The sequence below is a fragment of the Mycolicibacterium sp. 624 genome, assembly GCF_040548615.1.
Taxonomy (GTDB): Bacteria; Actinomycetota; Actinomycetes; order Mycobacteriales; family Mycobacteriaceae; genus Mycobacterium.
This window is the reverse complement of the sequence record NZ_JBEPRZ010000008.1, coordinates 1-23571: the sequence shown is the minus strand read 5'-3', so window position 1 is coordinate 23571 and position 23571 is coordinate 1. Positions and strand designations below refer to the sequence as shown.

General features: G+C 67.1%; 20 protein-coding genes, 1 tRNA gene and 1 pseudogene. 13 read left to right on the top strand and 9 right to left on the bottom strand.

The annotated features are described in order from the left end of the window. Positions 1 to 18: 18 nt before the first annotated feature. Genes ABIA65_RS26835 through ABIA65_RS26820 form a run of 4 tightly spaced genes read left to right on the top strand, consistent with a single transcriptional unit; the run spans position 19 to position 3863 of the window. Positions 19 to 1056: a branched-chain amino acid ABC transporter permease gene (locus ABIA65_RS26835; protein ID WP_241404949.1), complete on the top strand. Its 1038-nt coding sequence runs from the start codon at positions 19 to 21 to the stop codon at positions 1054 to 1056. Then, positions 1053 to 2261: a branched-chain amino acid ABC transporter permease gene (locus ABIA65_RS26830; protein WP_354525444.1), complete on the top strand. Its 1209-nt coding sequence runs from the start codon at positions 1053 to 1055 to the stop codon at positions 2259 to 2261. The genes ABIA65_RS26835 and ABIA65_RS26830 overlap by 4 nt, the downstream gene beginning before the upstream one ends. Continuing rightward, positions 2258 to 3112, top strand: coding sequence for an ABC transporter ATP-binding protein (locus tag ABIA65_RS26825; RefSeq protein WP_241404951.1), 855 nt, complete (start codon positions 2258 to 2260; stop codon positions 3110 to 3112). The genes ABIA65_RS26830 and ABIA65_RS26825 overlap by 4 nt, the downstream gene beginning before the upstream one ends. Next, positions 3096 to 3863 carry an ABC transporter ATP-binding protein gene (locus ABIA65_RS26820; RefSeq protein ID WP_354525443.1) on the top strand — a complete coding sequence of 256 codons (768 nt, stop codon included), beginning with the start codon at positions 3096 to 3098 and terminating at the stop codon, positions 3861 to 3863. Before ABIA65_RS26825 ends, ABIA65_RS26820 begins: the two co-directional genes overlap by 17 nt. A gap of 81 nt (positions 3864 to 3944) precedes the next feature. Here the strand turns inward: ABIA65_RS26820 and ABIA65_RS26815 are convergent, their stop codons facing one another. From ABIA65_RS26815 to ABIA65_RS26795, 5 genes are read right to left on the bottom strand one after another with little or no spacing between them, the layout of a single operon-like run. After that, entirely contained in the window at positions 3945 to 4163 is a 219-nt protein-coding gene (locus ABIA65_RS26815) for a DUF167 domain-containing protein (protein WP_241404953.1), read from the bottom strand. An 18-nt stretch (positions 4164 to 4181) separates the two neighbouring features. Continuing rightward, a complete protein-coding gene (locus tag ABIA65_RS26810) occupies positions 4182 to 5384 on the bottom strand; it encodes a lipid-transfer protein (RefSeq protein WP_371747039.1) in 1203 nt (400 codons plus the stop codon). After that, positions 5381 to 5830 (bottom strand): Zn-ribbon domain-containing OB-fold protein, encoded by a 450-nt coding sequence (locus ABIA65_RS26805; protein WP_241404955.1) that lies wholly within the window; start codon positions 5828 to 5830, stop codon positions 5381 to 5383. The genes ABIA65_RS26810 and ABIA65_RS26805 overlap by 4 nt, the downstream gene beginning before the upstream one ends. Positions 5831 to 5879: 49 nt before the next feature. Then, the gene (locus tag ABIA65_RS26800) at positions 5880 to 6557 is read right to left on the bottom strand and encodes an alpha/beta fold hydrolase (protein WP_241404956.1); all 678 of its coding nucleotides are present in this window, start codon (positions 6555 to 6557) and stop codon (positions 5880 to 5882) included. Beyond that, positions 6554 to 7696 carry an FAD-dependent monooxygenase gene (locus tag ABIA65_RS26795; protein ID WP_354525442.1) on the bottom strand — a complete coding sequence of 381 codons (1143 nt, stop codon included), beginning with the start codon at positions 7694 to 7696 and terminating at the stop codon, positions 6554 to 6556. Before ABIA65_RS26795 ends, ABIA65_RS26800 begins: the two co-directional genes overlap by 4 nt. A gap of 70 nt (positions 7697 to 7766) precedes the next feature. Here ABIA65_RS26795 and ABIA65_RS26790 point away from each other — a divergent pair, with 70 nt between their 5' ends. From ABIA65_RS26790 to ABIA65_RS26780, 3 genes are all read left to right on the top strand, one after another. Continuing rightward, a complete protein-coding gene (locus tag ABIA65_RS26790; protein ID WP_354525441.1) occupies positions 7767 to 8642 on the top strand; it encodes a LysR family transcriptional regulator in 876 nt (291 codons plus the stop codon). Positions 8643 to 8708: 66 nt separating this feature from the next. After that, positions 8709 to 11435, top strand: a complete 2727-nt coding sequence (gene polA / locus ABIA65_RS26785; RefSeq protein WP_354525440.1) for a DNA polymerase I — start codon at positions 8709 to 8711, stop codon at positions 11433 to 11435. 69 nt (positions 11436 to 11504) lie between these two features. Continuing rightward, positions 11505 to 12311, top strand: coding sequence for an acyl-CoA thioesterase (locus tag ABIA65_RS26780; RefSeq protein WP_354525439.1), 807 nt, complete (start codon positions 11505 to 11507; stop codon positions 12309 to 12311). Here ABIA65_RS26780 and ABIA65_RS26775 read toward each other — a convergent pair whose 3' ends face one another. Then, positions 12312 to 13466: a PrsW family intramembrane metalloprotease gene (locus ABIA65_RS26775; protein ID WP_354525438.1), complete on the bottom strand. Its 1155-nt coding sequence runs from the start codon at positions 13464 to 13466 to the stop codon at positions 12312 to 12314. A 193-nt stretch (positions 13467 to 13659) separates the two neighbouring features. On the opposite strand from ABIA65_RS26775, the gene rpsA reads away from it, so the two are divergent. The 3 genes from rpsA to coaE all read left to right on the top strand — a co-directional run bounded on the left by rpsA (position 13660) and on the right by coaE (position 17799). Further along, positions 13660 to 15120 carry a 30S ribosomal protein S1 gene (rpsA, locus tag ABIA65_RS26770; protein WP_241404962.1) on the top strand — a complete coding sequence of 487 codons (1461 nt, stop codon included), beginning with the start codon at positions 13660 to 13662 and terminating at the stop codon, positions 15118 to 15120. A gap of 186 nt (positions 15121 to 15306) precedes the next feature. After that, positions 15307 to 16551 carry a zinc metallochaperone AztD gene (gene aztD, locus ABIA65_RS26765; protein WP_354525437.1) on the top strand — a complete coding sequence of 415 codons (1245 nt, stop codon included), beginning with the start codon at positions 15307 to 15309 and terminating at the stop codon, positions 16549 to 16551. A gap of 30 nt (positions 16552 to 16581) precedes the next feature. After that, positions 16582 to 17799 carry a dephospho-CoA kinase gene (coaE, locus tag ABIA65_RS26760; RefSeq protein ID WP_354525436.1) on the top strand — a complete coding sequence of 406 codons (1218 nt, stop codon included), beginning with the start codon at positions 16582 to 16584 and terminating at the stop codon, positions 17797 to 17799. Positions 17800 to 17803: 4 nt separating this feature from the next. Here coaE and ABIA65_RS26755 read toward each other — a convergent pair whose 3' ends face one another. Together ABIA65_RS26755 and ABIA65_RS26750 are read right to left on the bottom strand one after the other, a co-directional pair. Beyond that, on the bottom strand, positions 17804 to 18406 hold the full coding sequence (locus tag ABIA65_RS26755; RefSeq protein ID WP_241404965.1) for a hypothetical protein: 603 nt from the start codon (positions 18404 to 18406) through the stop codon (positions 17804 to 17806). A gap of 10 nt (positions 18407 to 18416) precedes the next feature. Then, positions 18417 to 18923, bottom strand: a complete 507-nt coding sequence (locus ABIA65_RS26750) for a ribonuclease FAU-1 family protein (RefSeq protein ID WP_354525642.1) — start codon at positions 18921 to 18923, stop codon at positions 18417 to 18419. A 105-nt stretch (positions 18924 to 19028) separates the two neighbouring features. On the opposite strand from ABIA65_RS26750, the gene uvrB reads away from it, so the two are divergent. Further along, a complete protein-coding gene (uvrB, locus tag ABIA65_RS26745; RefSeq protein ID WP_241404966.1) occupies positions 19029 to 21203 on the top strand; it encodes an excinuclease ABC subunit UvrB in 2175 nt (724 codons plus the stop codon). A 40-nt stretch (positions 21204 to 21243) separates the two neighbouring features. Continuing rightward, positions 21244 to 22653 carry an MFS transporter gene (locus ABIA65_RS26740; protein WP_354525435.1) on the top strand — a complete coding sequence of 470 codons (1410 nt, stop codon included), beginning with the start codon at positions 21244 to 21246 and terminating at the stop codon, positions 22651 to 22653. On the opposite strand, the pseudogene ABIA65_RS26735 reads toward ABIA65_RS26740, so the two are convergent. After that, positions 22650 to 23240 (bottom strand): annotated as a pseudogene (locus ABIA65_RS26735) (MgtC/SapB family protein). The gene ABIA65_RS26740 and the pseudogene ABIA65_RS26735 overlap by 4 nt on opposite strands. A 117-nt stretch (positions 23241 to 23357) precedes the next feature. Here ABIA65_RS26735 and ABIA65_RS26730 point away from each other — a divergent pair. Then, positions 23358 to 23428: transfer RNA gene (locus ABIA65_RS26730), tRNA-Cys, on the top strand. The last annotated feature ends 143 nt before the right edge of the window (positions 23429 to 23571 follow it).

Sequence of the window (23571 nt, the reverse complement as noted above, 5' to 3'; positions counted from 1 at the left end):
GCAAGGAGCCGCCCCAGGATGCCGACCGATTGCATGGGTCAGTACGTCTGCACCGCAGCCAACATCAACTTCAATGTCGATAACCTGCTGAACGGCTTCTGGCAGTTCACGATCGACGGGTTGGCGTGGGGAGCCATCTACGCCCTTGTCGCGGTCGGATACACGCTGGTCTTCGGTGTGCTGCGGCTGATCAACTTCGCGCACTCCGAGATCTTCATGCTCGGAATGTTCGGTGCGTATTTCTGCCTCGATGTCATCCTGGGTTTCACCCCCAGCGGCAATGCCTACAACAAGGGCATCGCACTGACCGTCCTGTACCTCGGCATCGCCATGCTCTTTGCGATGCTGGTGTCCGGTTCTGCGGCAGTGGGTCTCGAGTTCGTCGCCTACCGACCCCTGCGAAGACGCAACGCACGTCCACTGACCTTCCTGATCACCGCCATCGGAATGTCGTTCGTGCTGCAGGAGTTCGTGCACTTCATCCTGCCGCACCTGATCGACGGGTACGGCGGGTCGAACGCTCAACAGCCAATCGTCCTGGTGCAGCCCAAGACCCAGTTCACGATCTTCGGCGCCTCGGTGTCCAACGTCACGATCGTGATCGTCGTCGCCGCGCTCGTGCTGGCGCTGCTCACCGACATGGCGCTCAACCGCACCAAGTTCGGCCGCGGGATCCGCGCCGTCGCACAGGATCCGACGACCGCGACGCTGATGGGTGTGTCCCGTGAGCGAATCATCATGACCACCTTCCTGATCGGTGGTCTGCTCGCAGGCGCTGCCGCATTGCTCTACACGTTGAAGGTGCCGCAGGGGATCATCTACTCCGGCGGCTTCCTGCTGGGCATCAAGGCCTTCTCGGCTGCCGTGCTTGGCGGCATCGGCAACCTGCGTGGCGCGCTGCTCGGCGGGTTGCTACTCGGCATCATGGAGAACTACGGGCAGGCGGTGTTCGGCACCCAGTGGCGCGACGTCGTCGCCTTCGTCCTGCTGGTCCTGGTGCTATTGATCCGACCGACCGGCATACTCGGCGAGAGTCTCGGGAAGGCGAGAGCATGAGCCGGCACAGCGAGAAGGGCTCGGAATCATCGAGCGGCCTGACCAGGAACCTCCTCGCGCCGGGTGACGGCCTGAGGCAGTGGTGGGCGGGCCTGAGCCGGGTGCAGAAGTGGGGCTTCGGCGTCATCGGCTTCGGCCTGCTGGCGCTGCTGCCGCTCTACACCCCTGGATTCCTGGACACGCCCGGTATCAGCTTCGGCGGAACGATGGCCCAGTTCTCGATGATCGCCATCATCGCGATCGGATTGAACGTCGTGGTCGGCCAGACGGGGCTGCTGGACCTCGGCTACGTCGGCTTCTATGCCGTTGGCGCCTACACCGTCGCGCTGCTCACCAGCCCGGACAGCCCGTGGAACATCATGGGGCTGGGCGGGTTCTTCAGCTCCGACTGGGCGTGGCTGTCATGCGTGCCGTTGGCGATGGCGGTCACCGCCCTCGCCGGGCTCATCCTGGGTACGCCGACATTGCGTCTACGCGGCGACTACCTGGCCATCGTGACGCTCGGGTTCGGCGAGATCATCCGACTGCTCGCCGACAACCTGTCCGACATCACCAACGGTCCCCGCGGCCTCAACCAGATCGCGTACCCGCGCCTGGGGGAGAAGGAGGGCCTGCCCGAGGGTGTGTTCTCCAACGGGAACTCGGCCGGTGACGCCAATTACGGCACGTGGTGGTTCTGGCTGGGGCTGGTCCTGATGGTCGGGATTCTGCTGCTGGTCGGCAACCTGGAACGCAGCCGCGTCGGACGTGCCTGGGTGGCGATCCGCGAGGACGAGGACGCCGCAGAGGTGATGGGCGTCAACACGTTCCGGTTCAAATTGTGGGCATTCGTGATCGGTGCGGCCATCGGCGGACTGTCCGGTGCGCTCTACGCCGGGCAGGTGCAGTACGTCGCACCGCCGACGTTCAACATCATCAACTCGATGCTGTTCCTGTGCGCGGTGGTGCTCGGTGGGCAGGGCAACAAGCTGGGGGTCATCTTCGGTGCGTTCATCATCGTCTACCTGCCGAACCGCCTACTGGGAGTGGAGTTCCTCGGGGTCAACCTGGGCGACCTGAAGTACCTGTTCTTCGGGCTGGCGCTCGTGGTGCTGATGATCTTCCGTCCGCAGGGCCTGTTCCCTGTGCGGCAGCAGTTGTTGGCCTACGGCAAGTCCGCGAAGAACCTGTTGCGCAACGCCGACGAGTCGAAGGCGGCAGCATGACCGACTCACCGATCGAAGAGCCGTTGATCGACGAGGAACTCGCCGCACTGCACCGCGACGTCCAGGTGGCCGAGGGTGAGAAGCTCTTGGAGACACACGATCTGACGGTGAAGTTCGGTGGGCTGACCGCTCTGGACGCTGTCACGTTCGACATCAAGCGCGGCGAGATCCTCGGATTGATCGGCCCGAACGGTGCGGGCAAGACTACGTGCTTCAACGCGATCACCGGCGTGTATCGGCCCACGTCGGGCACCGTGACCTTCGACGGCGCACCGCTGGGCAAGATCAAGCGACACAAGATCACTCGCCGTGGCATCGCCAGAACATTCCAGAACATCCGCCTGTGGGGCGAGATGACGGCGTTGGAGAACGTCGTCGTGGGCACCGACGCCCGGCACAAGACCTCGGTACCCGGCGCACTGGTCCGCACGCCGCGACACCGGCGCGAGGAGCGCGACGCCATCGAGCGCGCCGCGGCGCTGCTCCAGTTCGTGGGTATCGCGCACCGTGGCGAGGAGAAGGCCAAGAACCTGCCCTACGGGGACCAGCGGCGCCTGGAGATCGCCCGGGCACTGGCCACCGAGCCGAAGCTGTTGTGCCTCGACGAGCCCGCCGCGGGCTTCAACCCGAGCGAGAAGTCCGCGCTCATCGAGTTGATCCAGGCCATCCGCGACGACGGATACACGGTGTTGCTCATCGAGCACGACATGCGGCTGGTCATGGGCGTCACCGACCGCATCGTGGTGTTGGAGTTCGGCCGCAAGATCGCCGATGGGCTGCCCGCCGACATCCGCGAGAATCCCGCGGTGATCGCCGCCTACCTGGGAGTGCCCGATGACGAACTCGCCTGAGACACTCGGGGCCGTCGAGCTGGACCCGCGGCCCGTTGTGCTGGAGGTGCGCAATGCGGTCGTGCACTACGGCAGAATCCAGGCGCTGCACGGGGTCTCGCTGATCGTCCACGAGGGCGAACTGGTCACGCTGCTCGGCTCAAACGGTGCGGGCAAGACCACGATGATGCGGGCGATCTCCGGGTTGCGCCCACTGACGTCGGGCTCGGTGTGGTTCCACGGGCAGGACATCTCCAAGGTCAAGGCGCACCGCCGGGTCACCGACGGCTTGATCCAGGCACCCGAGGGGCGTGGCATCTTCCCGGGCATGACGGTGGTCGAGAATATCGAGATGGGTTGCTACGGACGCAAGTTCGCGAACCGAAACGAGCACCGCGAACGGATCGACTGGGTCTTCGAGACCTTCCCGCGGCTCGCGGAGCGGCGCAGTCAGGTCGGCGGCACGCTGTCCGGTGGTGAGCAGCAGATGCTGGCGATCGGACGAGCGTTGATGGCCCGGCCGCGGGTGCTGCTGCTGGATGAGCCGTCGATGGGCTTGGCGCCCATGGTGATCTCACAGATCTTCAAGATCATCTCCGAGATCAACTCGCAGGGCACCACGGTCCTGCTGGTCGAACAGAACGCCCAGCAGGCGCTGACTCGGTCCGACCGCGCCTACATCCTCGAGACCGGCCGCGTCACCCGCGAGGGCGTCGCGCGAGAACTGTTGAAGGATGACAGCATTCGCGCCGCCTATCTCGGCGTCGCCTAGCAACTACCGGGCGTCGAACGTGAAGTAGATGGTCAATTCGCGCGCGAGAATCGACATCTAGTTCACGTTCGGCCGCGTAGGTTAGGTGACCCGGAAGCGCTTCACCCGCGCCGTGGCACCGGACACCAACTCCACCCGGCTGCGCGGAACCCCCAGATGCGCGGCAAGCAGTTTGGTGACGGCGTCGTTGGCCTTACCGTCCACGGCGCGCTCCGGCACATAGATGGTCAACTCGCCGTCGTCGCCGACCTCGACCAGCGGACCCTTGCGGCTGCCGGGTTTGACGCGGACGGTGATCATCCAGAGCCGAACGTGGAACTAGCGCGCGACGATCACCGATGACCCGTGGCCGAAGAGTCCCTGGTTGGCGGTGACGCCGACCGTGGCACCCTCGACCTGACGGCCGGTGGCCTGACCCTTCAACTGCCACGTGAGTTCGCAGACCTGTGCGATCGCCTGCGCCGGGATCGCCTCGCCGAAGCAGGCCAGGCCGCCCGACGGGTTCACCGGCACACGTCCGCCGATCGTGGTTGCGCCACTGCGTAGCAGCTGCTCGGCCTCACCCCTCGCACAGAGGCCGAGATGCTCGTACCAGTCCAGTTCCAGTGCCGTCGAAAGGTCGTACACCTCGGCGAGGCTGACGTCCTCGGGTCCGATACCGGCCTCCGCGTAGGCGGCGTCCAGGATCTGGTCCTTGAAGACCCGCTCCGGTCCCGGCACCACCGCGGTGGAGTCGGTGGCGATATCGGGCAACTCGGGCAGATGCTGCGGGTAGCGCGGCGTCACCGTGCTGACCGCGCGCACCGACGGCACGCCCTCCAGCGAGCCCAGGTGCTTACGGGCGAAGTCGGCGCTGGCCACGATCAACGCGGCCGCCCCGTCGGAGGTGGCGCAGATGTCGAGCTGCCGCAACGGGTCGGAGACCACCGGGCTGGCCAGCACGTCCGCGATCGCGGATTCCTTGCGGTAGCGGGCATTCGGGTTCTGCAGGCCGTGGCGAGAGTTCTTGACCTTCACCTGGGCGAAGTCCTCGGCCGTCGCGCCGTACAGATCCATCCGGCGGCGGGCCAGCAGTGCGAAGTAGACGGGGTTCATCGCGCCGATGAGATGAAAGCGCTGCCAGTCCGGATCGTTCTTGCGCTCCCCGCCCACGGGCGCGAACGCCCCCTTCGGGGTTGTGTCGGCACCGATCACCAGGGCGACGTCGCAGAATCCGGCGAGGATCTGGGCGCGGGCGCTCTGCAGTGCCTGCGATCCGCTCGCGCAGGCGGCGTAGCTCGAGCTGACCGGGACGCCGTTCCAGCCCAACTTCTGGGCGAACGTCGACCCGGCGATGAAGCCGGGATACCCGTTGCGGATGGTGTCGGCGCCGGCCACGTACTGAATCTGGCGCCAGTCCAGGCCGGCCTCGGACAGCGCGGTGCGGGCGGCGACGACGCCGTACTCGGTGAAGTCGCGGCCCCACTTGCCCCAGGGGTGCATGCCGGCGCCAAGGATGTAGAGGGGTTCTGGCGCACTCATGCGATCCTCCATGCGTAGACGCTCCGCACGAAGCCGTCCTCGTCGGTGTAGAGCGGCATTGTCGTCAGTTCCATCTCCATACCGACCTTGAGGTCGGCGGCGAGGGTGCCGTCGACGACCTTGCCCAGGATGATCAGGCCTTCCTCGGCCAGCTCCACCGCGGCGATGGCGAACGGCTCGAAGGGATCCTTGGCCGGATAGGGCGACGGCGGGGGATACCGGTTCTCGGTATAGCTCCACACCCTGCCGCGCCGCGACAGCGGGACCTGGTCGAGTTCGTCGCCGTCACACGCCGGGTTGGGGCAGTTATTGGCCCGCGGCGGGAAGACGTAGGTCGCGCACTGAGTGCACTTCCCGGCGATGAGGTGGGTGTCTCCGGCGTCGTCGGTGGCGAACCACCCGTCGATGGCCGGTAGTTGCGACGCGGCGTCAGTAGCTCCTGGCACGAGTGCAGACTACGCGATCAAGGCGCCCGAACTGAAACGTGTTGCAGTTTCATCGGGCGGCCACGTCGAGCAGGATCCGTACCAGGTCGTCCGGGTTGTCCAGCATCAGGTTGTGCCTACCGTCCAGTTCGTGGCAGGTCCAGCGGGGATCGTCACGGACCCGGTCGTAGGACTGGCGTAACGGGGATTCACCCGGCCAGTCCAGCGCGTACACGAAGTCACGCCGCCGAAACCGGTTCAGGTCCCCGGCGAGGCGCAGCGGCTGCATGACGGTCGCCAGTGGATGTGACGTCGCGCGGTCGTCGAAGAACGGCATCGGCGGCACACCGAAGCCGGTGTCGTCCACCTCGGTGTACCACTGTCGTTCCTCGTCGTTGACCACGTCCCAGCACGATTCCCCGTCGTACGGGACGATGGCGTCGAGGAACACCAGGGAGTCCACCCGCTCAGCGATGCGATCGGCGACCCCGGTGATCACCATGCCGCCGTAACTGTGTCCGACGAGGACGAGATCATCGCCAGCCGCCGCGTCGCAGGCGATCGCGGCGAGCACGTCGGTGATGTGCGTGTCGAGGTTGACCCCGCCCGGCAGCAGGTGCGCTCGTTCGGCCACGCCGGTCTGGGTGATCGCGAGAACGTGGTGCCCGGCCACGCGCAACGACGCCGCGAGATCGTCGAAGCACCATCCGCCGTGGCACATTCCGGGGACGAGCACGAATGTGGTCACGATCGAGTGCTCCCTGCGGTGTCGTTGCGGTACTTGGTGGTGACACGCGCGAGATCCTCTGGCTCGTGCGAGGCCCCGGCACCGTGCATCTCGCGGTTGGCCCTCACGACGTCGGAGGTCTCGGCGCGGCGCTGCTGCTCGTAGGTCCGCAGTCCGGCGACACCGTGTGCGGACAGCTCATCGGCCAGCACCCGGGCATCCACGATGGCCTGCGATCCACCGTTGGCGCCGACCGGATACATCGGGTGGGCGGCGTCGCCGAGGAGGGTGACCCGACCGCGGCCCCAGTGCGGCAACGCGTCCTTGTCGACCATCGGATAGCTGAATATCTGGTCGGTGTGGCCGATCAACTCGGTCGGGTCGAGCCAGTCGAGTGACCAGTCGGAGAGGTGGCCGACGACGTCGCCCGCGGTCGCGGGCGCGTTCCACTCGGCGCGGCCGGCCAGCGGTCCCGGCGCGGAGGTGGGCACCTGCACCACCCAATTCACCAGGCCGTCGCCGATGGGATAGGTGATGACGTCAACTCCGTTGGCACACTTGATGATCGCCATGGTGTGACCGTCGAGGAAGGGTGGCATCCGGCTCGCGCCGCGGTACATCGTGATCCCCGACGACATCAGAGGGTCCGCTTCGGGGTGCAGTGCGGCCCGCACTACCGATCCGATCCCATCGGCGCCGACGAGTACGGCACCGGAGACTGGTCCGGCCACGGTGTCGACGCGGACGTGGTCGACGGTCTGGGTGAAACCGCTGACGGCGGCGCCGGTCTGCACGGCACCTGCGCCGAGGCGGTCACGCACCGCGTCGAGCAGCAGCATCTGCAGTCGTCCGCGGTGCACTGACAGTTGCGGATACGCGTCGCCGGCGGCAAGGCCGCGGGGTTCCCGGAACAGCAGGTCGCCACCCGCCGAGTAGAAGCAGATGGAGGACGGCGCGACCGCGGCCTCGGTGAGCGCGTCGCCGAGGCCGAGCGTGCTGAGTTCGCGAACGGCATGCGGCAGCAGGTTGATGCCGACACCCATCGCGCGCAGCACGCGGGCACTCTCCAGTATCCGGGCATCGACTCCGCGGGCATGCAACGTGAGCGCTGCGGTGAGGCCGCCGATGCCTGCACCGGCGATCAAGACTTCGGATTCCATGTCTCCAGCGTTGCTGCCCACGCGTTATAAGTCCAAGACGATCCAGGTACACAAACTATTGTAATTGGTTATGGAACTGCGTCAGTTGGAGTACTTCGTCGCGGTAGTCGAAGAGGCGAACTTCACCCGCGCCGCGGCCCGAGTCCACGTCGCCCAGCCGGCCGTGAGCGCTCAGATCGCACGCTTGGAGCGCGAACTCGGTCACCGACTGCTGGACCGCACGCGCCGCGAGACTCGATTGACGGCCGCGGGCAGGGCGATGCTCCCGTACGCCCGTGCGGCACTGAGCGCTGTTTCGGCCGCCCGCGCCGCTGTCGACGACCTGTCGCAGCTGATAACCGGAAGTGTCACGCTCGGCACCGTCACGTCGCACAACGTCGACCTCCCGACGCTCCTGGCCGACTATCACCGGGCGCACCCGGGTGTGGAGATGAGGTTGTGCACCGACGACTCGGACACCCTTATCGAGGGCCTGCGCCGTGGCGACCTCGACGCGGCGATCATCTCCGTCGTCACTGACGAGGTGCCACCGGGACTTGCCGTCGAGGTGGTGACCGACGAGGCGATCGACGCTGCAGTCGGTCCGGGTGATCCATGGTGGGGCCGCGACGAGGTCACAGTCGCCGCGCTGGCCGAACGCAGACTCGTTGCGTTGCCCCGGGGCACGGGAATCAGGACCACGTTCGACGCGGCATGCGCCGCCGCGGGCGTGACGGCCCACGTCGCCTTCGAGGCGAGTTCTCCGCCTGATCTCGCGGCGTTGGCCGAGCGTGGGCTAGGGGTGGCGATACTGCCGGAGTCGGTGTCACGGACGCGTGCCGACCTGTTCGCGATCGCCATCACTCCAGCCCTCCGTGGGCGGCTGGTGTTCGCCTGGCGGACGGCGGGCCCGATGAGCCCGGCGGCGCGCGTCCTCGTCGACATGGCCCGCGACCTGCTCCGGTGAGCGTCGTCAACACAGGGGAGTGCTGCACCCTCGGCGGTGTCGGGACGGGTGCATAAGGTTAGGGCCGTGAGCCCCGCCAAGACCGCGTCGCAGAACGCCGCCCCCAACTCTGTCGACAACAAGCCCACGCTGATGCTGCTCGACGGGAACTCGCTGGCCTTCCGCGCGTTCTACGCACTGCCCGCGGAGAACTTCAAGACCCAGGGCGGGCTGACCACCAACGCGGTGTACGGCTTCACGGCCATGCTGATCAACCTGCTGCGCGACGAGCAGCCCACCCACATCGCGGCTGCCTTCGACGTGTCGCGGCAGACGTTCCGCAAGGAGAAGTACCCCGAGTACAAGGAGGGCCGGTCTGCCACGCCCGATGAGTTCCGCGGGCAGATCGACATCACCAAGGAGGTGCTGGGGGCGCTTGGCATCACCGCGATGGCCGAGGCGGGCTTCGAGGCCGATGACCTCATCGCGACGCTGGCCACCCAGGCTGAGCAGGAGGGCTACCGCGTTCTGGTGGTCACCGGCGACCGCGACGCGCTGCAACTCGTCAGTGACGACGTCACCGTGCTGTATCCGCGCAAGGGCGTAAGTGAGCTGACCCGGTTCACCCCCGAGGCCGTCGTCGAGAAGTACGGACTGACACCGCGGCAGTACCCGGACTTCGCCGCGCTGCGTGGCGACCCGAGCGACAACCTGCCCGGCATCCCGGGGGTGGGGGAGAAGACGGCCGCGAAGTGGATCGTCGAGTACGGCTCGCTGCAGGCGCTCGTCGACCAGGTCGACACCGTCAAGGGCAAGGTCGGAGAGTCCTTGCGCGCCAACCTGTCCCACGTCATCCTGAATCGTGAGCTGACCGACCTGGTCAAGGATGTGCCGCTGGCCCAGACCCCTGACACGCTGCGTATGCAGCCGTGGAACCGGGATCGGATCCACCAGCTCTTCGACGACCTGGAGTTCCGCGTCCTGCGTGATCGTCTCTTCGAGACGCTGGCCTCGGCCGATCCCGAGGTCGAACTCGGCTTCGACGTCCGCGGCGGCGTCCTGGAGCCCGGGCAGCTCGCGGCCTGGCTCTCGGAGCACAGCCTCGGCAACCGGTTCGGGCTCGCCGTGGTCGGCACCCATGTGGCCTTCGACGGCGACGCCACCGCGCTGGCCATCGTGTCGGCCGACGGTGAGGGGTGCTACCTCGACACCACCTCTCTCAACCCCGACGACGAGGCGGCGCTGGCATCCTGGCTGTCCGATCCGGGCCCGCCCAAGGCACTGCACGAGGCCAAGCTCGCCATGCACGACCTCGCAGGCCGGGGCTGGAACCTCCGCGGCGTCACCTCCGACACCGCGTTGGCGGCCTACCTGGTGCGGCCGGGACAGCGCAGCTTCGCGCTCGACGACCTCGCGGTCCGCTATCTGCGGCGTGAGTTGCGTGCGGAGAACCCTGAGCAGCAACAACTCTCGTTGCTCGATGACGCCGACGGCGTCGACGACCAGGCCGTGCAGACGCTGCTGCTGCGGGCGTCGGCCGTGGCGGACCTCGCCGATGCGCTGGACGAGGAGTTGGCCCGCATCGACTCCTCGGCACTGCTCGGGCAGATGGAACTGCCGGTGCAGCGCGTGCTGGCCGAGTTGGAGCACACGGGTATCGCCGTCGACCTGAAACTGCTCGGCGAGCTACAGAGCCAGTTCGCCGAACAGATCCGCGACGCCGCCGAGGCCGCGTACTCGGTGATCGGCAAGCAGATCAACCTCGGCTCGCCCAAGCAGCTGCAGGTGGTGCTGTTCGACGAGCTCCAGATGCCCAAGACCAAGAAGACCAAGACCGGCTACACCACCGATGCCGATGCGCTGCAAGGGCTCTTCGACAAGACCGAGCACCCGTTCCTGCAGCATCTGCTGGCCCACCGGGACGCCACCCGGCTGAAGGTCACCGTGGACGGCTTGCTGAACTCGGTGGCCTCCGACGGGCGGATCCACACCACGTTCAATCAGACGATCGCGGCCACCGGTCGCCTCTCGTCCACCGAGCCCAACCTGCAGAACATCCCGATCCGCACCGAGGCCGGCAGGCAGATCCGCAACGGCTTCGTGGTGGGTGAGGGCTACGCGGAGCTGATGACCGCGGACTACAGCCAGATCGAGATGCGGATCATGGCCCACCTGTCCGGCGACGAGGGCCTGATCGAGGCGTTCAACACCGGCGAGGACCTGCATTCGTTCGTCGCCTCGCGTGCCTTCGGTGTGCCGATCGACGAGGTCACCGCCGAGCTGCGCCGCCGCGTCAAGGCCATGTCCTACGGCCTGGCGTACGGGCTGAGCGCGTACGGCCTGGCATCGCAGCTGAAGATCTCCACCGAAGAGGCCAAGGTGCAGATGGATGCCTACTTCTCCCGGTTCGGCGGCGTGCGCGACTACCTGCAATCGGTCGTCGAGCAGGCGCGCAAGGACGGCTACACCTCCACGGTGCTGGGCCGCCGGCGGTATCTGCCCGAACTGGACAGCAGCAACCGCAATGTGCGCGAGGCCGCCGAACGCGCCGCCCTCAACGCGCCGATCCAGGGCAGTGCCGCCGACATCATCAAGGTCGCGATGATCAACGTCGACGCCGCGATCAAGGACGCCGGCCTGACGTCACGCACGCTTCTGCAGGTGCACGATGAGCTGCTGTTCGAGGTCGCCGACGGCGAACGGGACGCGCTGGAGGCGATCGTCCGCGACAAGATGGGCGGCGCCTACCCGCTGTCGGTGCCCCTCGAGGTGTCGGTCGGATACGGGCGCAGCTGGGACGCCGCCGCGCACTGACCGGAATCACTCACTCCTGGCAGGCCACCGTGGCCGATGGTCTGTGCCATCGGCGGGAAGGACGACGACGTGCCCGATCACCCCTTCGATGAGGCCCTCGAGCTCACACCCACGGAGCCGGGCCGGGCGACGGGGCGGACCAGGTCTGCGTGGGCCAACATGGTCGGCCCGTTCGGCGGGCTGACCGCGGCATTGCTGCTGCGTGCCGCCGAGAACCAGCCCGACCGGATCGGGGAGCCGGTCGCGCTCACGGTCAACTTCACCGCACCCGTGGCGGATGGCGACTTCGACATCGTGTGCAAGGTCGTGCGGACCAACCGGACCAATCAGCACTGGCTCATGGAGCTGTGGCAGGACGGCGCGATCAAGACCAACGCCACCGCGGTCTTCGGCGTTCGGCGCGACACCTGGTCCGACACCGAACTCGAGCCACTGACGGTGACTGGGCCGGACGGGCTCACCTCGACCGGTCTGCCCGATGCGATCGTGTGGGCGCGCAACTACGAGACACGCTTTGTCGAGGGGGCGATCCCCGATTCCGACGCGGGCCCGTCGCCGTCGTCCACGACCACGCTGTGGGCGCGTGATCGGCAGGGGCGAGGGTGGGACCACGCGTCGCTCGCGGCGATCAGTGACATCTTCTACCCCCGCGTGTTCCTGCGCCGGGGAGCTTTCTTGCCGGCCGGCACCATCTCGCTGACGACCTACTTCCACGCCGACGCAGACGACCTCGCCGCGCTGAACGGAGACTTCGTGCTGGGCCGCGCCACGGCCAACAGGTTCTCCCGCGGCTTCTTCGACCAATCAGCGCAGGTCTGGAGCAGGGGTGGTGAACTCCTGTCCACCAGCCACCAGCTGGTCTACTTCAAGGACTGACTAGGTGACGCGGTAGCTGGCCAGCCACTGCAGGGTCGGTGCGGCCGCACGCGCCTCGTGCACGGCGTAGGCCTCCTCGTTGAGCAGCGCCTGCACGCGGGCGTCGCCGAAGCCGCGGTCGATCCGGTCACGCACGAACGCCAGCTCGACGACCTGGCTCGCGAACCGTTTGACGCCCTTGACTGCGGGTTTTCCGCCGTGGCGTCTTGCCTCATGGATGGCGAGCTTGCGGTTGCGGATCGAGCCCAGCCAGCTCGCCTCGTTCTCGGTGATCAGTCCCGCCGCCACCATGCCGGGCAGTTTCTCGGCCACGATGCGCTGCTCCCTGCGCCGACTCCCGACGCCCAGGATGATGGCCAGCACGAAGATCGGCACCATCCACAGCAGGTAGACGCCGAAGTAGGCCTCGGGCCCGACCACCGACGACCCGTTCCACAGCCCGTGCATGGTCACCGCGCCGGCATAGCCGAGCGCAATGCAACCCATCTTGGCCAGCGGGTTGCGTCGCTGCAGCGCGAAGTACACGCCGATGCCGAACATGGTGGTGAACAGGGGGTGCGCGAACGGCGCCATGATGAGGCGCATCGCGGCGGTGAGCAGCGACTCGCCCAGCGAGCCGCCGCTGGAGATGTAGAGGATGTCCTCGAGCCACGCGAAGCCCGCCGCGGTGATGCCGGCGTAGACCAGGCAGTCGGTCAGCGAGTTCATCTCGTTGCGTCGGCGGCCGGTCATCATGATCAGCAGGAACAGGCCCTTGGCGGCCTCCTCGACGATGGGCGCGCCGACCGCCACGGACATGAAGCTGACGCTCGCGGTCTCGACGGCACCCCCGCTGACCAGGGATTCGAACCACAGACTCAGCACTATCGACAGGATCACCGCGACCGTCGCGCCCCACAGGAACGCCAGCACCAGCAGTCGCGGCGGCTCCGGCTCCCACCTGTCCAGCCACAGGTAGGCGAGGATGACGCCGGCCATCGCCACGCTGGACAACACGAAGCCGATGGCCGTTCCGACGGGGTTGACGGCGGTGAGCCCGATGACGATCAAACCCGCGATGAGGCCGAGCAGGATGATGGTGCCGATCGGAGCCCCAACCTTGCGGATCCGCCTCGGCAGAACCCGGGCTATCGGGGGCGTCACAGGGTTGTGCACCTCAGCAGGGTAGCGGGGGGTGGGCGACCGGGTTTGTCCAGCGTGTACCCAGTCGAGTAGTCTCTACGGGTACTCGCTGTGCGATATCGCGAGCGCGAAGTTCCACAATAGGCGTCCGCATCGCTTTCGCGGTAGCCAATGAAACAACATCCATCAGTCCCTACGAGCAAACCTGTCCGGAGCAACCCACCAAATGCCAAGTCCCTCCGTCACCTCGCCGCAAGTAGCCGTCAACGACATCGGCTCGGCCGAGGATTTTCTCGCCGCCATCGACAAGACCATCAAGTACTTCAACGATGGCGACATCGTCGAAGGGACGATTGTCAAGGTTGACCGCGACGAAGTCCTACTCGACATCGGTTACAAGACCGAAGGCGTCATCCCCTCCCGTGAGCTCTCCATCAAGCACGACGTCGACCCCTCAGAGGTTGTGTCCGTCGGCGATGAGATCGAGGCTCTCGTCCTCACCAAGGAGGACAAGGAAGGCCGCCTGATCCTGTCCAAGAAGCGCGCTCAGTACGAGCGGGCCTGGGGCACGATCGAAGAGCTCAAGGAGAAGGACGAGGCCGTCAAGGGCACCGTCATCGAGGTCGTCAAGGGCGGCCTGATCCTCGACATCGGCCTGCGCGGCTTCCTGCCCGCGTCGTTGGTGGAGATGCGTCGCGTCCGCGATCTGCAGCCGTACATCGGCAAGGAGATCGAGGCCAAGATCATCGAGCTCGACAAGAACCGCAACAACGTGGTGCTGAGCCGCCGCGCCTGGCTGGAGCAGACCCAGTCCGAGGTGCGCAGCGAGTTCCTCAACCAGCTGCAGAAGGGCGCCGTCCGCAAGGGCGTCGTGTCCTCGATCGTCAACTTCGGCGCGTTCGTCGATCTCGGCGGCGTCGACGGCCTGGTGCACGTCTCCGAGCTGTCCTGGAAGCACATCGACCACCCGTCCGAGGTCGTCAACGTGGGCGACGAGGTCACCGTCGAGGTGCTCGACGTCGACATGGACCGCGAGCGGGTTTCGTTGTCGCTCAAGGCCACTCAGGAAGATCCGTGGCGCCACTTCGCCCGCACCCACGCGATCGGTCAGATCGTGCCGGGCAAGGTCACCAAGCTGGTGCCGTTCGGTGCGTTCGTCCGCGTCGAGGAGGGCATCGAGGGCCTGGTGCACATCTCGGAGCTGTCCGAGCGTCACGTCGAGGTCCCGGACCAGGTGGTCCAGGTCGGCGACGACGCGATGGTCAAGGTCATCGACATCGACCTGGAGCGTCGTCGGATCTCGCTGAGCCTCAAGCAGGCCAACGAGGACTACACCGAGGAGTTCGACCCCTCGAAGTACGGCATGGCCGACAGCTACGACGAGCAGGGGAACTACATCTTCCCCGAGGGCTTCGACGCCGACACCAACGAGTGGCTCGAGGGCTTCGAGAAGCAGCGTGACGAGTGGGAGGCCCGGTACGCCGAGGCCGAGCGCCGCCACAAGATGCACACCGCGCAGATGGAGAAGTTCGCCGCTGCCGATGCGGAGGCCGCCAGCAGGCCGGCCACCGCGAACGGCTCGTCGACCTCGTCGTCGTCCAGCTCGGTCGAGTCCTCCAGCGGAGGCACGCTGGCCAGCGATGCGCAGCTCGCTGCGCTGCGGGAGAAGCTCGCAGGCAACGCGTAACAACTCACACGACGGACGCCCCGGCTCAGTTCGAGCCGGGGCGTTTGTCGTTTCCGGAGACGGCCGAACGTGAAGAAGGTTTCGACTCCGGGCCGATTTCTCGACATCTTCTTCACGTTCGCCGCGGTGTCACGTGCGCATATGGCTTCTTGACAATGATTTTCATTAGTTGGTTGACTCGCCGCTGTGAAGACGACGACCACTAAGACGACGCGACTGATCGCCCTCCTGTCCGCATCGGTGCTCGGCGCGGGCTGCGCGACCGCCAAGAACACCGACGAGGCCTCACCGACCGCCCCGACGACCTCCACGCCAACGGCGCCCACCGAACAGGCATCCGCCTCACCGCGGCTAGCCCTGAGCTACGACGGCGGCGTGCTCGTCGTCGACGCCAACACGCTCGAGCAGGTCGCTGACATCCCCGTGGAGGGCTTCACGCGGCTGAACTCGGCGGGTAACGGCCGGCACGTCCTGGTGTCGCAGTCGGGCGACTTCGCGGTGCTGGACATGGGCACCTGGACCGATGCGCACGGCGATCATGGCCACCACTACACCGCGAGCCCGAAGATGACCGACATTCGCCTCGGCGGTGCAGAACCCGGACACGTCGTCTCCCACGACGGCATGCTGACCCTCTTCAGTGACGGCACCGGCGCGGTCGACGTCATCGATGCCAAGGCGCTGCGCGACGGTGCGGTCAAGGCCCAGTCGACCACCACCCGTGAACCGCACCACGGTGTCGCGGTGGCCCGGGCCGACGGCTCCACAGTGATCAGTGTCGGCGATGCGGACACCCGGTCTGGCGTCGTGATCCTGGACGCGGCCGGTAACGAGATAGCGGCCAACGACGACTGCCCCGGCCTGCACGGCGAGGCGGCGGCAGCGGCGGGTGTGCTGACGTTCGGCTGCGAGAACGGGATACTCATGGTGCGCGGCAACGACATTCGCAAGATCGCCAGCCCTGATCCCTACGGCCGGATCGGCAACCAGTCCGGTAGCGAGGACTCCCCGGTGGTCCTCGGCGACTACAAGACCGACCGCGACGCGGAGACCGAGCGGCCACGCAGCTTCACCCTCACGGATACCGCCGACGGCACGATCAGGATCGTGCCGATCGACGCGAGCTACAGCTTTCGGTCACTGGACCGCGGACCGCGCGGGGAGGCCGTGATCCTGGGTACTGACGGCGCCCTGCACGTCTTCGATCCCGCAACGGCACAGCGTGTCTCGCGCGTCGCGGTGATCGACGCGTGGACCGAACCCGACGAGTGGCAGGCCCCGATGCCCAACCTGCACGTACAGGACGGCATCGCCTACGTCAGCGACCCACAGGCGCGCAGACTCGTCGCCGTGGACCTCGCGGACGGCTCAACGGTGGCCGAGACGTCGCTGGATGAACCGACCATCGAACTCACGGGCGTCGAGGGCTGAACCCGTCACGCGCCCTGACAGAATGTTGCGGTGCTTCGTATTGGGTTGACCGGCGGTATCGGCGCCGGAAAGTCGACGGTGTCCGCCACGTTCAGTGAACTCGGCGCCATAGTCGTCGACGGTGACGTGATCTCGCGTGAAGTCGTCGCGCCGGGCACCGAGGGCCTCGCCAAGCTGGTGGAGGCCTTCGGTGTCGACATCCTGCTGCCCGACGGTGCCCTGAACAGGCCGGCGCTGGCGACCATCGCGTTCAGTGACGACGAGAAGCGCCAGACACTCAACGGCATCGTGCACCCGTTGGTGGGGCGGCGCCGTGAGGAACTGATATCCGCCGCGCCGCCGGATGCGGTGATCGTCGAGGACATCCCGCTGCTCGTCGAGTCGCAGATGGCGCCGATGTTCCCGCTGGTGATCATCGTGCACGCCGACGAGGACGTCCGCGTCGCGCGGCTCATCGAGCACCGGGGCTTCAGCGAGGCCGACGCCCGTGCCCGGATCGCCGCGCAGGCGACGGTCGAGCAGCGCAAGGTGGTGGCTGACGTGTGGTTGGAGAACCACGGCGGCCCAGACGAACTCAGGCAGCAAGCCGTCGCACTGTGGAACGACCGCGTGCTGCCGTTCGCGCGCAACGTCGCCGCGCAGATCCCGGCTGCTGCCGTGGAGCCACGGCTGGTGCCCGCCGATCCGACTTGGCCCGAGCAGGCCGAACGCATCGTCAGCCGGCTCAACACCGCCTGTGGTCACCGCGCCGTGCGGATCGACCACATCGGGTCGACGTCCGTCCCCGGGCTGGCCGCCAAGGACGTGATCGACGTGCAGGTCACGGTCGCCTCACTCGCCGTCGCCGACGAGTTGGTCGAGGCTCTGACAACAGCGGGCTACCCGCGGGTCGCATCGATCACCGGCGACGTGATGAAGGCCGACGCGCGCAGCACCGTCGCCGAGTTCGACCACTCAGGCGACGAAGCCCTGTGGCGCAAGCGGTTTCACGCTTCGGCAGACCCGGGCCGCGCGACGAACGTGCACATCCGTGTCGACGGCTGGCCGAATCAGCAGTTCGCGCTGTTGTTTCCGGACTGGTTGCGCGCCGACGCCGACGCGCGTGCCGAGTATCTGGAGCTGAAGCAACGGGTGGCCGCCTCCGAGCACGGCACGATCGACGACTACGCCGACGCGAAGGAACCGTGGCTGCACGGTGCGTACGACCGCGCCTGGGCGTGGGCGGACGCCACCGGCTGGCGACCGTAGCGGGTCAGGCGACCGGCGGGGGTTCTACCGGAGCGTTCGGGTCGGCCGGCGCTGCGGGCTCCAGCGGTGGCGGCGCGTCGATCGGCTCGGTGTTGCCGGTCGGGAAGTTGGTCACGGTGCCGCAGCTGAGCACGCCGTAGCCGGGATCGTTGCGTTGCGGGGTGAACCGGGGCGCCACGAACTGGTCGGCCTGCGCCACGATTTGGTCATCGACCAGGATCTCGCAGTGCAGGCTGGCTGAGTACGGCCACTGAATCGACACCTGCATGCCGGCGAGCTGGGGATTGGACACCACGCCGGTGGCCTCGAATGTGCGTCCCGGCACCATCGTGGGATCGGCGGTGTTGAACTCGCTGTCGGAGAGCTTGTAGGTGATCGAGGCGCCGCGCGACACACCGTCGACGCGGGCGCGGTAGACCACGTTGTGCGGTCCCTCGCCGAACTCGGGCATGCCCGCCGCGGGGGGAGCGTCTGCGGGAACCGGCTGCTCAGCCGTACCCGGCTCGAGCGCAGGATCGGCCAACGCGACAGGTGCGGTCAACTGGGCACCAACAATCAACGTCGCCAGCGCGGCAACGGGCAGCCAACCGGGCTTGATCACGGTCACGTTTCAGACATTACAAGGTGCGCCAGGTGAGATCCATTTCGTAGTCGGCCAGCCACATGCCGAGGTCATAGCCGTGGCGGGCCAGGCCGTCCACCGCGGCGACGGCCGTCTGGATGGCCTGCTCGGCGGTTTCGGGGCTGATCAGCTCGTGGCGAACAGCCTGCAGAAGCTCGTCGACGTCGGTGAGTTCGACACCTCGTCCGGTGCGCACGACGACGTCCAGATAGTGGTCGTCGGCCTGCCAGGTGCGCTCGCCCGGGACGTACCGCCCGACGTCGAGGTAGTAATCCTGGTCGCGCTCGTGGCCGGGATTGAAGTGGAACACCGAGGCCCGCAGGTTCAGCGATGGCAGCAGCCATGACTCGAGGTAGTGAAACTGGGCGCGACCGGGTGTCGGCCGCGCCATGTACAGGCCCCAGGGCTGCACGACGTACTCGTCGACGTCGCGGACGATGCCCTTCGGGTCGGTGTTCGTCCGCCCGGCGATGTCGAAGGACTCCCGTTTGGGGGGGTGAATGTGGCCGCTCACGGCGTCAGGTTAAGGGCTCGGTGGCCTATGTGTGCCGTCTCGGTGCCCGTCCGCGGAATGAATGTGTCGGTCATGACGCTTAACCTGGTGACCATGGCTTTCGCGACTGAACACCCCGTGCTGGCGCATTCGGAGTACCGACCTGCCGCCGAAGCCGTTGATGGCATCGTGCGCGCAGGTGGCCACTTCGAGGTGGTCAGCCCGTACGACCCCGCGGGTGATCAGCCCGCCGCCATCGAGGACCTGGAGCGTCGCATCCGGGCGGGGGAGCGTGACGTGGTGCTGCTGGGCGCCACCGGCACCGGTAAGTCGGCGACCACGGCGTGGCTCATCGAGCGGTTGCAGCGGCCCACGCTGGTCATGGCACCCAACAAGACGCTTGCCGCGCAGCTGGCGAATGAGCTGCGGGAGATGTTGCCCAACAACGCCGTCGAGTACTTCGTCTCGTACTACGACTACTACCAGCCCGAGGCCTACATCGCGCAGACCGACACCTACATCGAGAAGGACAGCTCGATCAACGATGACGTCGAGCGCCTCCGGCACTCGGCCACCTCGAGCCTGCTGTCTCGCCGCGACGTGGTCGTGGTGGCGTCGGTGTCCTGCATCTATGGCCTGGGCACGCCGCAGTCCTATCTGGACCGCTCGGTCGAACTACAGGTGGGGCAGGAGGTGCCCCGCGACGCGCTGCTTCGACTGCTGGTCGACGTCCAGTACAACCGCAACGACATGGCGTTCACCCGTGGATCGTTCCGAGTCCGCGGCGACACCGTCGAGATCATCCCGTCGTACGAGGAACTCGCGGTGCGAATCGAGTTCTTCGGCGATGAGATCGAGGCGCTCTACTACATGCACCCGCTGACCGGTGACATCGTCCGCAAGGTCGACTCGCTGCGGGTTTTCCCCGCGACGCACTATGTGGCCGGCCCCGACCGGATGGCGCACGCGATCTCGAGCATCGAGGCCGAGCTGGAGGCACGCCTGGCCGAACTGGAGGGCCAGGGCAAGCTCCTGGAGGCGCAGCGTCTGCGGATGCGGACCAACTACGACCTCGAGATGATGAAGCAGGTCGGCTTCTGCTCGGGTATCGAGAACTACTCCCGCCACATCGATGGCCGAGGTGCGGGCACAGCTCCCGCGACGCTCATCGACTACTTCCCCGAGGACTTCCTGCTCGTCATCGACGAGTCACATGTCACGGTGCCGCAGATCGGTGGTATGTACGAGGGCGATATGTCGCGGAAGCGCAACCTCGTCGACTTCGGCTTCCGGCTGCCCTCAGCGGTCGACAACCGGCCACTGACCTGGGAGGAATTCGCCGACCGCATCGGCCAGACCGTCTACCTCTCGGCCACCCCGGGCACGTACGAACTCAGCCAGACCGGCGGTGAGTTCGTCGAGCAGGTGATCCGGCCCACCGGTCTGGTCGACCCGCAGGTCATCGTCAAACCCACCAAGGGGCAGATCGACGACCTCATCGGCGAGATCCGCAAGCGCACCGAGCGTGACGAGCGGGTGCTGGTCACCACGCTGACCAAGAAGATGGCCGAGGACCTGACCGACTATCTGCTGGAGACCGGCATCCGGGTGCGCTACCTGCACTCCGAGGTCGACACCCTGCGGCGGGTCGAGCTGCTGCGCCAGCTCAGGCTGGGGGAGTACGACGTGCTGATCGGCATCAACCTGCTGCGGGAGGGCCTGGACCTGCCCGAGGTGTCGCTGGTGTCGATCCTCGACGCCGACAAGGAGGGCTTCCTGCGCTCCGCACGAAGTCTCATCCAGACCATCGGCCGCGCCGCCCGAAACGTGTCCGGTGAGGTGCACCTGTACGCCGATAAGATCACCGACTCGATGCGCCAGGCGATCGATGAGACCGATCGCCGCCGGGAGAAGCAGGTCGCCTACAACGAGGCGCACGGCGTGAAACCCGAGCCGTTGCGCAAGCAGATCAATGACATCCTCGACAAGGTCTACCGCGAGGCGGACGACACCGACGCCACCATCGAGGTGGGGGGTTCCGGGCGCAACGCGTCGCGTGGCCGGCGGGCCCAGGGTGAGCCGGGCCGGGCGGTCAGCGCCGGCATCGTGGAGGGACGTGACACCAAGTCGATGCCGCGAGCCGAACTCGCGGATCTGATCAAGGATCTCACCGACCAGATGATGACTGCGGCGCGCGATCTGCAGTTCGAACTCGCGGCCCGGATTCGTGACGAGATCCAAGACCTCAAGAAGGAATTGCGCGGTATGGACGCCGCGGGCCTGAAATAGGCTTGACCTCAACCGTGGTTGAGTTCATACCGTGGCCAGCGTGAAGCAGACGAATACGGTGCAAGTCGGGACGTGGCGCGAGCTGCTCGGCCCCAAGAATCTCGGCGCGTCAACGGTGTTGGCCGGCGGCGTCGCGCTGTATGCGACCAACGAGTTCCTCACCATCAGCCTGCTGCCCAGCACGGTCGCCGACATCGGCGGCGAGCGCCTGTACGCCTGGGTCACGACGGTGTACCTGGTGGCGTCGGTGGTGGCCGCGACGACCGTCAGCGTGATGCTGGCGCGGCTCGGGCCGCGGGTGGCCTATCTGTCGGCGCTGAGCGTCTTCGGGCTGGGCAGTGTCGCGTGCGCGATGGCGCCGAGCATGGAACTCCTGCTAGCGGGGCGCGTGGTGCAGGGCGCGGCCGGTGGATTGTTGGCCGGGCTCGGATACGCCGTCATCCACTCGGCCCTCACGCCACTGCTGTGGACCAAGGCCTCGGCCCTAGTGTCGGCGATGTGGGGTGTCGGCACGTTCGTGGGCCCCGCGGCTGGTGGCCTGTTCGCTCAGTTCGGTTCCTGGCGTTGGGCTTTCGGGATGCTCGCCGTACTGACGGTGGCGATGGCGGTGCTGGTTCCCTACGCGCTGCCGGCCAGGCGGGCCGACGAGGCGGAATCGAGTGAGCGAATCCCGCTCTGGTCGTTGCTTCTGCTTGGCTCTGCGGCGCTGGCCGTCAGTGTCGCCGGCATCCCTCGCACCATCGGGGTCACCGTGGCGTTCCTCGTTGCGGGAGCCGCACTGGTCGCCGCCTTCCTGGTCGTCGACCGCAGGGTGACCGCATCGGTGCTGCCCGCCTCCGCGTTTCGACCGGGGCCGCTGAAGTGGATGTACCTCACGCTGGGGCTACTCATGGCAGCGACCATGGCCAACATGTACGTGCCGCTGTTCGGTCAGCGGTTGGCTCATATGGTGCCGGTGGCGGCCGGGTTCCTCGGCGTTGCGCTGGCCGTGGGATGGACGACCAGCGAGATCATCAGTGCGTCCCTGACCCGGACGCGCGCCATCGTGGCGGTGGTGACGGCGGCGCCACTGGTGATGGCTGCGGGACTGACCCTCGCCGCGGTCAGTCAGGTCGACGATGCGTCGGGTCTGGTCATCGCCGTGTGGGTGATCGCGCTGACGATCACCGGCGTGGGTGTGGGCATCGCCTGGCCGCACCTGTCGGCCTGGGCGATGGGCAGCGCCGAGGACCCTGGCGAGGGTCGCACCGCGGCGGCGGCGATCAACACCGTCCAGTTGATCTGCGGCGCCTTCGGGGCGGGCCTGGCGGGAGTTGTGGTCAACCTGAACGGCCACGGTGACGCGACCGCCGCGCGCTGGCTGTTCGGGGTGTTCGCCGTGTTGGCGGCGATGGGAGTGGTGGCCTCCTACCTGGCCAGCCGCGGCCGCACCGTCGTCGCTCGGGCCTAGTCCGGGTCGTCGTCGAGTTGGCGGATCGAGGCGACTCTGTCGATCCCGGCGACGCATGCAGAATTCCGTTGCCCGACAAGGTCAGTAGGACCCCGCCGGTGGGGTCGGCCGACAGCTCGCTCAACTGCCAGTTGCGGCGGTCGCACGCCTGCAACAGGGCCGTCATGACGGCGCGGTGGACGGCGTAGGCCAGCAGCAGGCCTGCGCCCGCGGCCATTCCGATCGCAGCCGATTCCCACACCGCCGCCGAGGCGGTCAGGCCGTGCACCGACCCGCGGCGGAAGATGATGATGCCGGCGCCGAGAAAGCCGATGCCCGTGACGATCTGGGCCGCGACGCGGGACGGGTCGACGACGACGAGACCCGGTTCCAGCACGTCCTGGAATCCGTACTTGCTGACCAGAAGGATCAACGCGGCAGCGGTGCCGACGATGGTCTGGGTGCGCAGTCCGGCGCTCTTGCCCTGGGTCTAGCGTTCGAGGCCGATGAGCGCGGTGAGCCCGAACGCGACGAACAACTCGACGATTTGACGGGTGCCCTGACCCGGGCCGCCGAAGAACGGGGGGGTCGGCAAGCCACTGCAGCATGCGGACCAAGTTGGCGTGACCATGCCATCGCGTGGTGGAGGCTCTGGTGCCGGATAGCGATCATGCCGATTCAAAGACTGGGCCGACGGCACGCCCGCTGGCATCGTTCTCCTCAGTGCGGGTGTGGCTGAGTGGCTAGGCACCGGCCTGCAAAGCCGTTCACACGGGTTCGAATCCCGTCATCCGCTCGCACGAACACACAGGTGGGGCGGTTCTCAGCCGATGCTGAGAACCGCCCCCCCCGGTTGGTTTTTCGAGGCGCCGGGTTTGCCGGGACGGATGGGTGAGGTTACAGGGGTGGGGGCGTGGACACCGCAGAGGATCACGCGGG

Bases quoted from the DNA above. Each gene is read 5' to 3' on its own strand.
- ABIA65_RS26795 (WP_354525442.1), bottom strand. From the start codon at position 7,696: ATGGAATCCGAAGTCTTGATCGCCGGTGCAGGCATCGGCGGCCTCACC.
- ABIA65_RS26835 (WP_241404949.1), top strand. From the start codon at position 19: ATGCCGACCGATTGCATGGGTCAGTACGTCTGCACCGCAGCCAACATC.
- rpsA (WP_241404962.1), top strand. From the start codon at position 13,660: ATGCCAAGTCCCTCCGTCACCTCGCCGCAAGTAGCCGTCAACGACATC.
- uvrB (WP_241404966.1), top strand. From the start codon at position 19,029: ATGGCTTTCGCGACTGAACACCCCGTGCTGGCGCATTCGGAGTACCGA.
- ABIA65_RS26825 (WP_241404951.1), top strand. From the start codon at position 2,258: ATGACCGACTCACCGATCGAAGAGCCGTTGATCGACGAGGAACTCGCC.
- ABIA65_RS26820 (WP_354525443.1), top strand. From the start codon at position 3,096: ATGACGAACTCGCCTGAGACACTCGGGGCCGTCGAGCTGGACCCGCGG.
- ABIA65_RS26830 (WP_354525444.1), top strand. From the start codon at position 1,053: ATGAGCCGGCACAGCGAGAAGGGCTCGGAATCATCGAGCGGCCTGACC.
- ABIA65_RS26810 (WP_371747039.1), bottom strand. From the start codon at position 5,384: ATGAGTGCGCCAGAACCCCTCTACATCCTTGGCGCCGGCATGCACCCC.
- ABIA65_RS26790 (WP_354525441.1), top strand. From the start codon at position 7,767: ATGGAACTGCGTCAGTTGGAGTACTTCGTCGCGGTAGTCGAAGAGGCG.
- ABIA65_RS26815 (WP_241404953.1), bottom strand. From the start codon at position 4,163: ATGATCACCGTCCGCGTCAAACCCGGCAGCCGCAAGGGTCCGCTGGTC.